16 protein-coding genes are annotated in these 14,526 nt (G+C 59.7%); 14 read left to right on the top strand and 2 right to left on the bottom strand.

The window, feature by feature from the left end; genetic code table 11:
* Positions 1-7: 7 nt before the first annotated feature.
* Together dnaN and dnaA are read right to left on the bottom strand one after the other, a co-directional pair.
* The gene (dnaN, locus tag IEG05_RS16785; RefSeq protein WP_014818479.1) at positions 8-1,111 is read right to left on the bottom strand and encodes a DNA polymerase III subunit beta; all 1,104 of its coding nucleotides are present in this window, start codon (positions 1,109-1,111) and stop codon (positions 8-10) included.
* A 33-nt stretch (positions 1,112-1,144) separates the two neighbouring features.
* Positions 1,145-2,590 carry a chromosomal replication initiator protein DnaA gene (gene dnaA / locus IEG05_RS16780; protein ID WP_045666536.1) on the bottom strand — a complete coding sequence of 482 codons (1,446 nt, stop codon included), beginning with the start codon at positions 2,588-2,590 and terminating at the stop codon, positions 1,145-1,147.
* Between the two features lie 516 nt (positions 2,591-3,106).
* Here dnaA and rpmH point away from each other — a divergent pair.
* From rpmH to IEG05_RS16710, 14 genes are all read left to right on the top strand, one after another.
* On the top strand, positions 3,107-3,241 hold the full coding sequence (rpmH, locus tag IEG05_RS16775; protein WP_003290924.1) for a 50S ribosomal protein L34: 135 nt from the start codon (positions 3,107-3,109) through the stop codon (positions 3,239-3,241).
* Between the two features lie 14 nt (positions 3,242-3,255).
* Positions 3,256-3,651: a ribonuclease P protein component gene (gene rnpA / locus IEG05_RS16770; RefSeq protein WP_046622219.1), complete on the top strand. Its 396-nt coding sequence runs from the start codon at positions 3,256-3,258 to the stop codon at positions 3,649-3,651.
* Positions 3,644-3,889, top strand: a complete 246-nt coding sequence (yidD, locus tag IEG05_RS16765) for a membrane protein insertion efficiency factor YidD (RefSeq protein WP_014822280.1) — start codon at positions 3,644-3,646, stop codon at positions 3,887-3,889. The genes rnpA and yidD overlap by 8 nt, the downstream gene beginning before the upstream one ends.
* A 2-nt stretch (positions 3,890-3,891) precedes the next feature.
* Entirely contained in the window at positions 3,892-5,562 is a 1,671-nt protein-coding gene (gene yidC, locus IEG05_RS16760; protein WP_041013082.1) for a membrane protein insertase YidC, read from the top strand.
* Between the two features lie 72 nt (positions 5,563-5,634).
* On the top strand, positions 5,635-7,002 hold the full coding sequence (gene mnmE, locus IEG05_RS16755) for a tRNA uridine-5-carboxymethylaminomethyl(34) synthesis GTPase MnmE (RefSeq protein WP_023446454.1): 1,368 nt from the start codon (positions 5,635-5,637) through the stop codon (positions 7,000-7,002).
* A 486-nt stretch (positions 7,003-7,488) separates the two neighbouring features.
* Positions 7,489-9,381, top strand: a complete 1,893-nt coding sequence (mnmG, locus tag IEG05_RS16750) for a tRNA uridine-5-carboxymethylaminomethyl(34) synthesis enzyme MnmG (protein ID WP_014822277.1) — start codon at positions 7,489-7,491, stop codon at positions 9,379-9,381.
* The gene (gene rsmG, locus IEG05_RS16745; RefSeq protein WP_014822276.1) at positions 9,381-10,028 is read left to right on the top strand and encodes a 16S rRNA (guanine(527)-N(7))-methyltransferase RsmG; all 648 of its coding nucleotides are present in this window, start codon (positions 9,381-9,383) and stop codon (positions 10,026-10,028) included. Before mnmG ends, rsmG begins: the two co-directional genes overlap by 1 nt.
* A gap of 18 nt (positions 10,029-10,046) precedes the next feature.
* Positions 10,047-10,835 (top strand): ParA family protein, encoded by a 789-nt coding sequence (locus IEG05_RS16740; protein ID WP_014822275.1) that lies wholly within the window; start codon positions 10,047-10,049, stop codon positions 10,833-10,835.
* A gap of 9 nt (positions 10,836-10,844) precedes the next feature.
* Complete coding sequence (locus tag IEG05_RS16735; RefSeq protein ID WP_014822274.1) at positions 10,845-11,717, top strand: ParB/RepB/Spo0J family partition protein; 873 nt, start codon at positions 10,845-10,847, stop codon at positions 11,715-11,717.
* A gap of 127 nt (positions 11,718-11,844) precedes the next feature.
* Positions 11,845-12,249 (top strand): F0F1 ATP synthase subunit I, encoded by a 405-nt coding sequence (locus tag IEG05_RS16730; RefSeq protein ID WP_371104282.1) that lies wholly within the window; start codon positions 11,845-11,847, stop codon positions 12,247-12,249.
* 14 nt (positions 12,250-12,263) lie between these two features.
* A complete protein-coding gene (gene atpB, locus IEG05_RS16725) occupies positions 12,264-13,118 on the top strand; it encodes a F0F1 ATP synthase subunit A (RefSeq protein ID WP_023446456.1) in 855 nt (284 codons plus the stop codon).
* 57 nt (positions 13,119-13,175) lie between these two features.
* A complete protein-coding gene (atpE, locus tag IEG05_RS16720; protein ID WP_003290909.1) occupies positions 13,176-13,403 on the top strand; it encodes a F0F1 ATP synthase subunit C in 228 nt (75 codons plus the stop codon).
* Positions 13,404-13,495: 92 nt separating this feature from the next.
* On the top strand, positions 13,496-13,966 hold the full coding sequence (locus tag IEG05_RS16715; protein ID WP_014822271.1) for a F0F1 ATP synthase subunit B: 471 nt from the start codon (positions 13,496-13,498) through the stop codon (positions 13,964-13,966).
* A gap of 12 nt (positions 13,967-13,978) precedes the next feature.
* Positions 13,979-14,515: a F0F1 ATP synthase subunit delta gene (locus IEG05_RS16710; protein WP_003291824.1), complete on the top strand. Its 537-nt coding sequence runs from the start codon at positions 13,979-13,981 to the stop codon at positions 14,513-14,515.
* Positions 14,516-14,526 lie beyond the last annotated feature (11 nt).

Raw genomic sequence — 14,526 nt, 5'->3', positions numbered from 1 at the left:
AGCTGGTTTACAGACGCATCGGCATCACGACATATGCGGAATCGTCGTTATCGAACTCCTGAACCAGAGCACTGCTGTTCGCGTCAGACAGGATCAGACGCACCTGTTCGGTGGTCATCACGCCCAGCACATCCAGCAGATAGCTGACGTTGAAACCGATCTCCAACGAACTGCCGTTGTAGTCGACCGCAACCTCTTCCTCAGCTTCTTCCTGTTCGGGGTTGTTCGCCTGAATCTTCAACAGCCCACTTTCCAACTGCAGACGAATGCCGCGGTACTTTTCGTTGGAGAGAATCGCCGTGCGACTGAATGCTTCACGCAGCAACTGACGATCTCCCACCACAAGCTTGTCGCCACCACGCGGCAGCACGCGCTCATAGTCCGGGAACTTGCCGTCCACCAGCTTGGAGGTGAAGGTGAACTCGCCAGTGGTGGCGCGAATATGGTGCTGGCCCAGAACGATGCTGACCTCGGCGTCCTGATCGTTGAGCAGCCGCGCGAGCTCGAGGATACCCTTACGCGGCACGATGACCTGATGCCGATCGGGTTGCTCGATCCCCGCCTGCATCGAGCACATCGCCAGGCGGTGGCCGTCCGTCGCTACCGCGCGCAGCATTCCGCTTGAAACTTCGATGAGCATACCGTTGAGGTAGTAGCGAACGTCCTGCTGCGCCATGGCAAAGCTGCTGCGCTCGATCAGCTTGCGCAGCTTGCCCTGTTCGACGGTGAAGGAAAGCGAACCTGGGCCTTCTTCAACCGTAGGGAAGTCATTGGCCGGCAAAGTTGAAAGGGTAAAGCGGCTGCGCCCGGACTTGATAACAACCTTCTGATCATCGAGACGGATATTGATCAGCGCATCGCTCGGCAGGCTCTTGCAAATGTCCATGAGTTTGCGCGCCGGAACGGTGATCTCGCCTGGCTCGGCGGCCTCTTCAAGGGCAACACGGCCGACCAGTTCGACTTCGAGATCGGTACCGGTCAGCGACAATTGCTGTCCTTGCACCACAAGCAGTACGTTGGACAGCACCGGCAAGGTCTGACGGCGCTCAACGACGCCAGCAACCAGCTGCAGGGGTTTCAACAGGGCTTCGCGCTGAATGGAGAAATGCATGGTCTGGTCCCTTGCCTATAGATTAGGTCGCACTCAGGTTGTCAAAGTTCGCAGCAAATTTTTGTAATCTTCACGTATATCCGCGTCAGTTTCCCGTAGTTCGGCGATCTTACGGCAAGCATGCAGAACCGTGGTGTGATCCCGCCCACCGAACGCGTCGCCGATCTCCGGGAGGCTGTGGTTGGTCAGCTCCTTGGACAGGGCCATGGCCACCTGCCGCGGTCGGGCGACCGATCGCGATCGCCGCTTCGAGAGCAAGTCGGATATCTTGATCTTGTAGTATTCGGCCACGGTGCGCTGGATATTGTCGACGCTGACCAGTTTATCCTGCAACGCCAGCAAGTCCTTCAGCGATTCGCGAATCAGTTCGATCGTGATATCGCGCCCCATGAAGTGAGCATGGGCGATGACCCGCTTCAGCGCTCCTTCGAGTTCACGGACGTTCGAACGGATCCGCTGGGCAATGAAGAAAGCCGCGTCGTGGGGCAGGTCCACCTTCGCCTGGTCCGCCTTCTTCATCAGGATCGCTACACGAGTCTCAAGCTCGGGCGGCTCGACGGCAACGGTCAGACCCCAGCCAAAACGCGATTTCAGACGTTCCTCAAGGCCGTCGATTTCCTTGGGATAGCGGTCACTGGTGAGGATGACCTGCTGGCCACCTTCGAGCAGCGCGTTGAAGGTGTGAAAGAACTCTTCTTGCGAACGCTCTTTTTTGGCGAAGAACTGGATATCGTCGATCAGCAGCGCATCGACCGAGCGATAGAAGCGCTTGAACTCGTTGATGGCATTGAGCTGCAGCGCCTTGACCATATCGGCCACGAAGCGCTCGGAGTGCAGGTAAACCACTTTGGCGTTGGGGTTCTTCTTCAGCAGGTGATTACCCACTGCATGCATCAGGTGAGTCTTACCCAGGCCAACACCGCCGTACAGAAAAAGCGGGTTGTAGCCATGCTTGGGATTGTCGGCAACCTGCCAGGCAGCGGCTCGCGCCAACTGGTTGGACTTTCCCTCGACGAAATTTTCGAAGGTAAAGGTCCGGTTCAGGTAGCTGGTGTGCTTGAGCCCACCCTCGACCTGCACGGTACGCTCGACACGCGGCTGCTCGGGTTCACTGGTGTCAGCCGACAACGGCTCGAAGCGTGGCGCCTGCATGGCCGGCGCAGGCGCGCTTACTGCCATTGGCTGTGGCTGAGCACGTGCAGCAGCAGCCGAAGGAAGAGCGGCGGATGACGTCCGTTTACTGCCTATAAGGAGAGAAAGCGCCGGAGCGATTCCGCTTGAACGCTCCGACAGCAGCTCCAACAATCGGGAAAGGTACTTTTCGTTGACCCAGTCAAGCACGAAGCGATTGGGCGCATAGACGCGCAGCTCATCACCATCGCCTTCCACCTGTAGTGGACGAATCCATGTGTTGAATTGCTGAGCAGGCAGTTCATCGCGCAAAAGCTCAACACACTGCTGCCAAAGTTCCACCGACACGGAAGCTCCTATCGACTCAGTCGAGGTAAGACGGCGGCCATTGTAACGGCGCGCCCTCAGGTTATCCACAACAAACCTGAAGCGCAGGACGGAATACCCTAGGTCTGGTCAACCACTCAACGCATGGAAAAGCATTGTCGCCAACTCTGTTGATAAATACCCCTGAGGGCAGTGGTCAAGCCTGTTCAAAAGCACTGACTAACACCGCCTGTGGATATCTTGCGTTTTAATCCCCAGCTTGCGCAGAGCCTCTGCACGGGGTGAGCACCGCTTTCGCACCAGGTTTGCATTCGCGGGAGTGCCCGTCCCCTAAGGTCTGTAGCCATCTATCCACAGAAAAGGTGCTGCACATATATAAGCATTACATCTTAAGAGCTTATATTTCTTTTCCTCTTATATTTTTTCATCCATGCAGGGCTGGTTGGAAATTGACCTGGCTCGATAGCTTCTCTACAATCGCCGGTCTCTTAAAAGGGGGCCATTCCGGCCCGCAATGGATCACCAGGTAAACGCACCATGAAACGCACTTTCCAGCCCAGCACCATCAAGCGCGCTCGTACTCACGGTTTCCGTGCACGTATGGCCACCAAGAACGGTCGTCAGGTTCTGTCGCGTCGTCGCGCCAAAGGCCGTAAGCGTCTAACCGTCTGATATCGGAACAGGTAGTGAGTCGGGGCTTCGGCCGGGAAAAGCGTCTGCTGACTCCCCGCCAATTCAAGGCAGTCTTCGACTCCCCTTCCGGTAAGGTGCCTGGCAGGAATGTCCTGCTGTTGGCACGCGAGAACGATCTGCAACACCCCCGCCTTGGCCTGGTGATCGGCAAGAAAAGCGTCAAGCTCTCGGTCGAACGTAACCGCATCAAGCGGCAGATACGTGAGACCTTCCGCCATCACCAATTGGATCTGGTGGGCTGGGACATCGTGATCATCGCCCGCAAGGGATTGGCTGATCTGGACAATCCCGAACTGGCGAAGCAATTCGCCAAGCTCTGGAAGCGACTGTCACGCAGCCCATCCAAGACCTCCGTCGAACCTGGAGCCGCCAACAGCACCCATGCGTAAATTGGCCATCGCTTCGATCAGGGTCTACCAGTACGCCATCAGTCCGATGATGGCCAGTCACTGCCGTTTCTATCCAAGCTGCTCCTGCTATGCACTCGAGGCCATCGAAACTCATGGCCTGTTGCGTGGCGGCTGGCTGAGCCTGCGCAGGTTGGGGCGCTGCCATCCGTGGAATCCCGGTGGCTACGATCCCGTGCCTTCTCATAACACTTCCAATTCATCTCCGATGGCCGAGTAACCATGGATATCAAACGCTCGATACTGCTCGTCGCTCTAGCAGTCGTTGCCTACCTGATGGTTCTTCAATGGAATCAGGACTACGGTCAGGCAGCCCTGCCGACCGAAACCGCGCAAAGCCAGCCGGGCGTACCGGCTCTTCCGGATAGCCCCGCCGCCAACAGCGAAGGCACCGCTGGCGATGTGCCCGCGGTTGCCGGCCAGCAACAGGCCAGCGCCCTGCCGGCTAACGCGCCAAGCAGCCAGCTGATTCGTGTGCGCAGCGACGTGCTTGACGTGGCGATCGATCCGCGCGGTGGCGACATCGTCGAACTGCATCTGCCGCAGTACCCGCGTCGTCAGGATCGTCCCGATGTGCCGTTCCAACTGTTCGAGCGTAGTGGCGAGCGAGTCTATGAAGCACAAAGCGGCCTGATCGGCGACGGCCCGGACAAGGCCAGCGGGCGTCCTCAGTACAGCAGTGAGAAAAGCGAGTACCAACTGGCCGAAGGTCAGGATCAGGTGGTCGTCGATCTGAAATACAATGCTGATGGCGTCAACTACATCAAGCGTTTCACCCTCGAGCGCGGTAATTATGCGCTGAAGGTGAACTACCTGATCGACAACCAGAGCGGTCAACCCTGGACCGGTTACCTGTTCGGTCAGCTCAAGCGCGACAACAGCGGCGATCCCTCCTCAAGCACTGCCACTGGCACCGCTACCTACCTTGGCGCTGCGCTGTGGACCAAGGACGAGCCGTATCGTAAGGTCTCCATGGGCGACATGGATGAAAGCAACCTGCGTGAAAGCGTGCAGGGTGGCTGGATCGCCTGGCTGCAACATTATTTCGTCACCGCCTGGATTCCTCAGCCGGGCGATACCAACCAGGTGCAGACGCGCAAGGATAGCCAGGGCAACTACATCATCGGCTTCACCGGCCCCGCCGTTACCGTACCTGCCGGCGCGCAGGGCGAGACAGGCGCCACGCTGTATGCCGGCCCGAAGAGCCAGGACAAGCTGGAAGAACTGTCCCCCGGTCTGCGTCTGACCGTCGACTACGGCATCCTCTGGTTCATCGCTCAGCCGATCTTCTGGCTGCTGGAAAACATCCACGCTCTGCTGGGCAACTGGGGCTGGTCGATCATCGTTCTGACCATCGTCATCAAGCTCGCCTTCTTCCCGCTCTCCGCGGCCAGCTACCGGTCGATGGCGCGCATGCGTGCGGTGTCGCCGAAAATGCAGGCGCTGAAGGAACAGCATGGCGACGACCGCCAGAAGATGTCCCAGGCGATGATGGAGCTGTACAAGAAGGAAAAGATCAATCCGCTGGGCGGCTGCCTGCCGATCCTGGTGCAGATGCCGGTATTCCTGGCCCTGTACTGGGTCCTGCTGGAAAGCGTCGAGATGCGCCAGGCGCCCTGGATGTTCTGGATCACCGACCTTTCGATCAAAGACCCGTTCTTCATCCTGCCGATCATCATGGGCGTGACCATGTTCATCCAGCAGCAGCTGAACCCGACGCCGCCGGATCCGATGCAGGCGCGAGTGATGAAGCTGCTGCCGGTGATCTTCACCTTCTTCTTCCTCTGGTTCCCTGCCGGTCTGGTGCTGTACTGGGTGGTCAACAACGTCCTGTCCATCGCCCAGCAGTGGTACATTACTCGCAAGATCGAGGCCGCGGCGAAGCCCGCCTGACGCCTCAACCGCCAATGCAGAACGCCCCTTGATTGGGGCGTTCTGCTATCTGCCGTCCAGAAAGGAGGCCGCATGAATCCAGTTCGCGACACCATTGCCGCCGTCGCTACCGCGCCGGGGCGCGGAGGAGTAGGCATCGTTCGGGTATCAGGGCCACGGTCCAAGGCTATCGCCATTACCCTGACCGGCCGTGAGCCAACGCCGCGCCACGCACATTACGGTGCATTTCACGCAGACGACGGCGAGGTGATCGACGAAGGCCTGCTACTGTTCTTTCCGGGACCGCATTCGTTCACCGGTGAGGACGTACTCGAACTGCAGGGGCATGGCGGCCCGGTTGTCATGGATATGCTGCTGCAACGCTGCGTCGAGCTCGGCGTTCGTCTGGCTCGGCCAGGCGAATTCAGTGAACGCGCATTCCTTAACGACAAGCTCGATCTGGCCCAGGCCGAGGCGATCGCCGACCTTATCGAAGCGAGTTCGGCGCAGGCCGCGCGCAATGCGGTGCGTTCGCTACAGGGCGAATTCTCTCGCCGCGTGCATCAGTTGACCGAAAGACTGATTCAGCTGCGTATCTATGTCGAAGCGGCGATCGATTTTCCCGAAGAAGAGATCGACTTCCTCGCCGATGGGCATGTCCTGGCACAATTGGATGCCGTGAAAGCCGAGTTATCCACAGTGCTGCGCGAAGCCGGGCAGGGCGCCTTGCTGCGCGACGGAATGACCGTGGTGATCGCAGGGCGCCCCAACGCTGGCAAGTCCAGTCTGCTCAACGCACTGGCGGGCCGTGAGGCCGCCATTGTCACCGATATTGCCGGCACCACCCGCGATGTCCTGCGCGAACACATCCTGATCGACGGCATGCCGCTGCATGTCGTCGATACCGCGGGCCTACGCGATACCGAAGATCAGGTCGAGCGGATCGGTGTGCAGCGCGCGCTCAGCGCCATCGGCGAAGCGGACAGGGTACTCCTGATGGTCGATGCCAGTGCGCCTGAGGCGCAGGACCCACTAGCCCTTTGGCCGGAGTTTCTCGAATCCAACCCTGCGCCGAACCGGGTGACGCTGATTCGGAACAAGGCTGACCTGAGCGGTGAGCCGATCTCGATTCGCTTCGACGACAACGGACAGGCAACCCTGAGCCTGTGCGCACGATCCGGCGAAGGTATCGAGTTGTTGCGCGAACACCTCAAGCAGTGCATGGGCTACGAGCAGACCGCTGAAAGCAGCTTCAGCGCCCGACGTCGCCATCTGGACGCACTGCGTCTGGCTGACCAGTACCTGGAGCATGGCCATGCCCAACTGACGCTGGCCGGCGCCGGTGAGCTGCTGGCAGAGGATCTGCGCCTGGCACAACAGGCACTCGGTGAGATCACAGGCGCGTTCAGCTCAGACGACCTGCTCGGGCGAATTTTCTCGAGCTTCTGCATCGGCAAATGACACTGCACGGGCGCTAACCACGCCCGCCCCCCTTTCATGCACAACGCTACGCTGAAAATTCGTGGAGATGGCATTCGGCTGCCGAAAATTCCCGCCATGAGCCCTGTGGAAAAGGCTGCCTAAGGGCAGTAGAAAAGTCATGGCGTAAGCTGGTGAAAAACCCCTCTGTGCATAAGATTAACTTTAATCCACAGGATGCTGACGGTATTCACACCGTCAGCGCCCAGCCGCAGCACAGGTTTATCCTTCGCCACAAGAAAGGCCTGCAGAGGGCTCCACGTGGTTATCCACAGAAATGAGCTTCACCATTTATAAACACATAAATAAGCTTCTTATATATTTCTTTTCTATTTCTAATGTTTATCCACCGACTCGCCTCCGCCAGATGGTTGGTCATTTTTTGCTCAGAGCCCTTCTTTAGCACTGGCTAAATCCCTATACTTCGCGGCTTCCCGAATTCCCATCTGAACAGGCACGAGGTGCGTGGTGGACTTCCCTTCCCGTTTTGACGTGATCGTTATCGGCGGCGGCCATGCCGGCACCGAGGCTGCGCTTGCAGCGGCACGCATGGGCGTGAAGACCCTGCTGCTCAGCCACAATGTGGAAACCCTTGGCCAGATGAGCTGCAACCCAGCCATCGGTGGCATCGGCAAGAGTCATCTGGTCAAGGAAATCGATGCGTTGGGTGGGGCCATGGCGATGGCCACCGACAAGGGCGGCATCCAGTTTCGCGTGCTCAACAGCCGCAAGGGGCCAGCCGTTCGAGCCACCCGAGCGCAAGCTGACCGCGTGCTCTACAAAGCTGCTATTCGTGACACTCTGGAAAACCAGCCGAACCTGTGGATATTTCAACAGGCGGCGGACGACCTCATCGTCGAGCAGGATCAGGTCCGGGGTGTCGTGACCCAGATGGGCCTGCGTTTCCTCGCGGATTCCGTGGTGCTGACCACCGGGACCTTCCTCGGTGGACTTATCCACATTGGCCTGCAGAACTATTCAGGCGGGCGCGCAGGCGATCCGCCTTCGATCGCTTTGGCTCACCGGCTGCGCGAGTTGCCGCTGCGCGTCGGTCGGCTGAAGACCGGTACGCCGCCACGTATCGATGGTCGTTCGGTGGATTTTTCTCTTATGACCGAGCAACCGGGCGACACACCGCTGCCGGTGATGTCGTTCATGGGCAATCGTGAGCAACACCCGCCGCAGGTCAGCTGCTGGATCACTCACACCAACGCGCGAACGCACGAAATCATTGCCGCCAACCTCGATCGTTCGCCGATGTATTCCGGCGTGATCGAAGGCGTCGGGCCGCGCTACTGCCCGTCGATCGAAGACAAGATCCATCGTTTTGCCGACAAGGACAGCCATCAGGTTTTCCTCGAGCCCGAAGGCCTGACCACTCATGAGCTGTATCCCAACGGCATCTCCACCTCGTTGCCGTTCGATGTGCAGCTGCAGATCGTGCAGAGCATCCGTGGCATGGAGAACGCCCACATCGTACGGCCGGGCTATGCCATCGAGTACGACTACTTCGACCCACGTGATCTCAAGTACAGCCTGGAGACCAAGGTGATCGGCGGGCTATTCTTCGCCGGCCAGATCAATGGCACCACCGGTTACGAAGAAGCTGGTGCCCAGGGACTGCTCGCCGGAGCCAACGCTGCGCTGCGGGCGCAGGGCAAGGACAGCTGGTGTCCGCGTCGCGATGAGGCCTACCTAGGCGTGCTGGTCGATGACCTGATCACCCTCGGTACCCAGGAGCCCTATCGGATGTTCACCTCGCGTGCCGAATACCGGCTGATCCTGCGTGAGGACAATGCCGATCTTCGTCTGACCGAGAAGGGCCGCGAACTGGGTCTGGTGGACGATGCCCGCTGGGCTGCGTTCTGCGCCAAGCGCGAAGGTATCGAGCTCGAGGAGCAGCGCCTGAAGAGTTGCTGGGTTCGTCCCGGCACACCACAGGGCGATGCCATCGCCGAGCGTTTCGGCAGCCCGCTGGCTCGCGAGTACAACCTGCTCAATCTGCTGGCCCGTCCGGAAATCGATTACCAGAGCCTGATCGAACTGACCGGTGACGGTGCGCAGGATCCTCAGGTCGCCGAGCAGGTCGAGATTAAGACCAAGTACGCCGGCTACATCGAACGGCAGCAGGACGAGATCGAACGACTGCGTGCCAGCGAAAACATCGCCTTGCCGGAGAATCTCGACTACACAACGATTCCGGGCTTGTCGAAGGAGATTCAGCACAAGCTCGGTCAGGCAAGGCCTGAGACGCTCGGGCAGGCCTCGCGTATTCCGGGAGTCACGCCCGCTGCGGTGTCGCTGCTGATGATTCATCTGAAGAAGCGCAATGCCGGCCAGCAGCTGGAGCAGAGCGCCTGATGAGTCTGGTCAGCGAATCCCATGCCGCCGAACTCGTGCGCGGCGCCCAGGCGCTCGGCGTCGAGCTGAGTGAAGGGCAACAGCAGCAGTTGCTGGCCTACCTGGCACTGCTGATCAAGTGGAACAAGGCCTACAACCTCACCGCGGTGCGCGATCCCGACGAAATGGTTTCGCGACACCTGCTCGACAGCCTGAGCGTGGTGTCCTTCGTTGCCGAGTCCGGACAGACCTGGCTGGACGTCGGCAGCGGTGGTGGCATGCCTGGCGTGCCGCTGGCGATCATGTTTCCTGATCGCAGCTTCACGCTGCTGGACTCCAATGGGAAAAAGACGCGATTCCTGACGCAGGTGAAGCTGGAGCTGAAACTGGCCAACCTCGAGGTCGTGCACAGCCGCGTCGAGCAGTTCCAGCCGGCGGAAGCCTTCGACGGCATCACCTCGCGCGCCTTCAGTTCCCTTGAGGACTTCGCCAGCTGGACGCGGCATCTGGGCAATACTCAGACGCGCTGGTTGGCGATGAAGGGCGTGCAGCCGGACGACGAACTGCAACGGCTGCCCGCCGACTTCCGCCTCGATGCCTGTCACGTACTCAAGGTTCCCGGTTGCCAAGGCCAGCGCCATCTGCTGATACTGCGCCGCACTTCATGACCCGGACAGACACTGACCATGGCTAAAGTTTTCGCCATTGCCAACCAGAAGGGCGGTGTCGCCAAGACCACCACCTGCATCAACCTTGCGGCTTCGCTGGTTGCCACGCGTCGCCGCGTGTTGCTGATCGATCTCGACCCCCAGGGCAACGCCACCACTGGTAGCGGTGTGGACAAGCTCGGACTGGAGTACTCGATCTACGACGTACTGATCGGCGAATGCAGCCTGGTGGATGCCATGCAGTTCTCCGAGCATGGCGGCTATCAGTTGCTGCCGGCCAATCGCGACCTGACCGCGGCGGAAGTGGCCCTGCTGAATCTGCCGGCCAAGGAAAAACGCCTGCGTGAAGCACTGGCACCGGTGCGGGAGAACTACGACTACATCCTCATCGATTGCCCGCCGTCGCTGTCGATGCTGACCATCAACGCGCTGGCTGCGTCGGACGGCGTCATCATTCCCATGCAGTGCGAGTATTACGCGCTCGAAGGGCTTACCGATCTGGTCAATTCGATCCAGCGTATCGGCCAGGCGCTCAACCCCAGCCTGAAGATCGAAGGCCTGCTGCGCACCATGTACGACCCGCGCAGCAGTCTGACCAACGATGTATCCGAACAGCTCAAGGCGCATTTCGGCGACAAACTCTACGACACCGTTATCCCGCGCAACGTCCGGCTCGCCGAGGCCCCCAGCCACGGCATGCCGGCGCTGGTCTACGACAAGCAATCCAAGGGCGCTCTGGCCTATCTGGCCCTGGCCGGTGAACTGTCGCGACGCCAGCGCCAGTCGGCGCGTGGCGCCCCCGCATAAGGACTACTCATGGCGACCAAGAAAAGAGGCCTAGGCCGTGGACTCGACGCCCTGCTCGGCGGCGCCAGCGTTTCGGCAATGCAGGAAGAGGCTGCGAAGGTCGATACCCGTGAACTCCAGCACCTGCCGCTGGACCTGATCCAGCGCGGCAAGTACCAGCCGCGCCGCGATATGGACCCGCAGGCCCTGGAGGAGCTGGCCCAGTCGATCAAGAACCACGGCGTGATGCAGCCGATCGTGGTGCGTCCCGTCAGCGGTGGCCGTTTCGAGATCATCGCCGGTGAACGTCGCTGGCGCGCCAGCCAGCAGGCCGGGTTGGAGAAGGTGCCGGCGCTGGTTCGCGAAGTGCCGGACGAGGCGGCCATTGCCATGGCGCTGATCGAGAACATCCAGCGCGAAGACCTGAATCCGATCGAAGAAGCCGTCGCACTGCAGCGCTTGCAACAGGAGTTCCAGCTGACCCAGCAGCAAGTTGCCGACGCGGTAGGCAAGTCGCGTGTCTCGATAAGCAATTTGCTGCGCCTGATTGCGCTGCCGGAAGAGATCAAGACGCTGCTGTCACACGGTGACCTGGAGATGGGCCACGCGCGAGCATTGCTAGGTCTGCCGGCGGAACAGCAGGTCGAAGGCGCGCGGCACGTTGTCGCACGTGGGCTGACCGTGCGCCAGACCGAAGCCCTGGTGCGTCAGTGGTTGAGCAGCAAGGAAACACCGAAAGCCGAAGTCAAGGTCGACCCGGACATCAGCCGTCTGGAGCAGCGCCTGGCGGAACGCCTGGGCTCTCCGGTGCAGATCAAGCACGGACAGAGGGGCAAAGGGCAGCTTGTGATCCGCTACAGTTCGCTGGATGAACTGCAGGGTGTATTGGCCCACATCCGCTGATACAAATTGTTTGTAGTGCCGGTCGGAAAATACTACCGGAGAGTTGAACCCTGGCTGGCCTGCTCCTATACTCGCCGCGCTTTTTTGACTGCGGACAATTATTTACGCGGCCTGCTACAGCGATGGAATTCAGGTGAACATACGCAACAGAACACCCTTCCATCGCCTTCCGGCATTTCGCGTATTGCTGATGCAGGCAATGGTCGTAGTAGTGACCGCTGTCTCATGTGGCCTGGTTTTTGGTATGGTCGCCGGCTACTCCGCGCTGTGCGGTGGTTTGATTGCGCTGTCAGCGAACGTGTATTTCGCGTACAAGGCCTTTCGTTACTTTGGCGCACGTTCGACTCAGGCGATCATCCAGTCGTTCTGGTCTGGCGAGATGGGTAAACAGATTCTGGCAGCAGCGCTTTTTGCGTTGGTGTTCGTGGGAGTGAAACCGCTGGAACCGATCGCCTTGTTTGCCGGCTATCTGCTGGTTCTGGGTGTCGGAGCAAGCGCGCTCCTGCTGATGAAAAACAATCCGAAGCATTGAGCATTGAGGCGTTTATGGCGAGTACCCCCGCTGAATATATCCAGCACCACCTGCAAAACCTCACCTACGGCAAGCTGCCGGCAGGTTATGAGCGTGCTGATGGCTCCGTTCTCGATCAGGCCACCTGGACCATCGCTCAGACGGGTCTGGAAGCTCGTGACATGGGCTTCATGGCATTCCACCTGGATACCCTCGGCTGGTCGCTGCTGATGGGCGCCATCTTCATCCTGCTGTTCCGCAGCGCCGCCAAGTCCGCCACGACCGGTGTACCGGGCAAGTTGCAGAACTTCGTCGAGATGTGCGTCGAGTTCGTCGAAGGCGTGGTGAAGGACACCTTCCACGGCCGCAATGCTCTGATCGCTCCGCTGGCGCTGACCATCTTCGTCTGGGTGTTCCTGATGAACAGCCTGAAGTGGATTCCGGTCGACTACATCCCGGGTCTGGCCAGCCTGCTGGGCCTTCCGGCGTTCAAGATCGTGCCAACCGCCGACCCGAACGGTACCTTCGGTCTTTCGCTCGGCGTGTTCATCCTGATTCTCTTCTACAGCGTCAAGGTCAAGGGTTTCGGTGGCTTCAGCAAGGAGCTGGCGTTCACTCCGTTCAACCACTGGTCGCTGGTGCCGTTCAACCTGTTCCTCGAGATTCTCGGCCTGCTGACCAAGCCGCTCAGCCTCGCGCTGCGTCTGTTCGGCAACATGTATGCCGGTGAGGTGGTGTTCATCCTCATCGCTCTGCTGCCGTTCTACGTGCAGTGGACCCTGAATGTGCCTTGGGCGATCTTCCATATCCTGGTGATCCCGCTTCAGGCCTTCATCTTCATGGTACTGACGGTGGTGTACCTGAGCTCTGCCCATGAAGAACATCACTGAAAACCGCTAACGCTTTAACCGAAAAACCTTAACCCCCCTTAGCTTCAGGAGCTTTACATGGAACTCGTCTACATCGCCGCCTCTATCATGATCGGTCTGGGTGCCCTGGGCACCGGTATTGGCTTCGCCCTGCTGGGCGGCAAGCTGCTGGAATCCACTGCTCGTCAGCCTGAGCTGGCTCCCCAGCTGCAAACCAAAACCTTCCTGATGGCCGGCCTGCTCGACGCCGTGCCGATGATCGGCGTTGGTATCGCGATGTACCTCATCTTCGTTGTCGCCGGTTAATCACTTTCCGGTTTGAGATGGGGTTCGCCGGGCGAGCCCCGTCGCCGTGGAATGACTCCCGCGTTGAACGAGATAGCACGAGGTAAATCGCTGTGAACATTAACTTGACGCTGTTCGGTCAAACGCTCGCCTTCGCTATCTTCGTCTGGTTCTGCATGAAGCTCGTCTGGCCGCCAATCACGGCAGCCATGGCAGCGCGCCAGAAGAAGATCGCTGAAGGACTGGATGCGGCAGGCCGTGCGCAGCAAGACCTGAAACTGGCTCAGGACAAGGTGTCCAACACCCTCCGCGAGACCAAGGAGCAGGCAGCCCAGATCATCGAGCAGGCGAACAAGCACGCCAATGCGATCATCGAGGAAGCCAAGCAGCAGGCACGTGTCGAAGGCGAGCGACTGGTCGCCGGCGCCCGCGCCGAGATCGAACAGGAAGTGAACCGTGCCAGGGACCAACTGCGCAATCAGGTAGCGGCTCTTGCCGTCGCCGGTGCAGAGAAGATCCTGGAGTCCCAGGTGGACGCCAAGGTGCACAACGAGCTGGTCGAAAAACTGGCCTCCCAACTCTAAGCGAGGCAAGCGATGATCAATACCCAGACGCTTGCTCGGCCTTACGCGAAAGCCGCTTTCGAGTTTGCCAGCGCCGCAGGAACGACCGAGTCCTGGTCGAAAATGCTGAACCTGGCCGCCATCGCTGTTGAAGTCCCAGAAGTCGCAGCGTTGCTGAACGACCCCCGCCTGACCAGCGAAAGCAAGGTCCAGGGGCTGGTGCGTCTACTCGGTGACGACGCCGACGAAGCTTTCCGCAACTACGTCCAGACCCTTGGCGAGAACGATCGCCTGTCGGTACTGCCGACCGTGTGGGAGCTGTACGAGGACATCAAGGCGCAAGCCGAGAAAACGCTCGAGGCAGAAGTTGAAACCGCCTTCGAGCTCAGCAACGAGCAACTCCAAACTTTGGCTGCCGCCCTGTCGAAGCGGCTAGATCGCACCGTCAACCTCCAGCAGGCCGTGAATCCTGCGCTGATCGGCGGCGTGTTGATTCGCGCCGGTGATGTGGTTGTCGACGGTTCGGTCCGCGGCAAACTGAGCCAGTTGGCCGAATCGTTGAAATCCTGATTTGAGGGTCA

Source organism: Stutzerimonas kunmingensis (assembly GCF_014764705.1).
GTDB lineage: Bacteria > Pseudomonadota > Gammaproteobacteria > Pseudomonadales > Pseudomonadaceae > Stutzerimonas.
Note: the sequence above shows the minus strand (reverse complement) of the source record. Positions and strands in the feature narration are given on the sequence as shown.

Coding starts and splice junctions, on each gene's coding strand:
- IEG05_RS16740 (WP_014822275.1), top strand. CDS start 10,047: ATGGCTAAAGTTTTCGCCATTGCCAACCAGAAGGGCGGTGTCGCCAAG.
- atpE (WP_003290909.1), top strand. CDS start 13,176: ATGGAACTCGTCTACATCGCCGCCTCTATCATGATCGGTCTGGGTGCC.
- IEG05_RS16735 (WP_014822274.1), top strand. CDS start 10,845: ATGGCGACCAAGAAAAGAGGCCTAGGCCGTGGACTCGACGCCCTGCTC.
- IEG05_RS16710 (WP_003291824.1), top strand. CDS start 13,979: ATGATCAATACCCAGACGCTTGCTCGGCCTTACGCGAAAGCCGCTTTC.
- rsmG (WP_014822276.1), top strand. CDS start 9,381: ATGAGTCTGGTCAGCGAATCCCATGCCGCCGAACTCGTGCGCGGCGCC.
- mnmE (WP_023446454.1), top strand. CDS start 5,635: ATGAATCCAGTTCGCGACACCATTGCCGCCGTCGCTACCGCGCCGGGG.
- dnaN (WP_014818479.1), bottom strand. CDS start 1,111: ATGCATTTCTCCATTCAGCGCGAAGCCCTGTTGAAACCCCTGCAGCTG.
- yidD (WP_014822280.1), top strand. CDS start 3,644: ATGCGTAAATTGGCCATCGCTTCGATCAGGGTCTACCAGTACGCCATC.
- rpmH (WP_003290924.1), top strand. CDS start 3,107: ATGAAACGCACTTTCCAGCCCAGCACCATCAAGCGCGCTCGTACTCAC.
- yidC (WP_041013082.1), top strand. CDS start 3,892: ATGGATATCAAACGCTCGATACTGCTCGTCGCTCTAGCAGTCGTTGCC.
- atpB (WP_023446456.1), top strand. CDS start 12,264: ATGGCGAGTACCCCCGCTGAATATATCCAGCACCACCTGCAAAACCTC.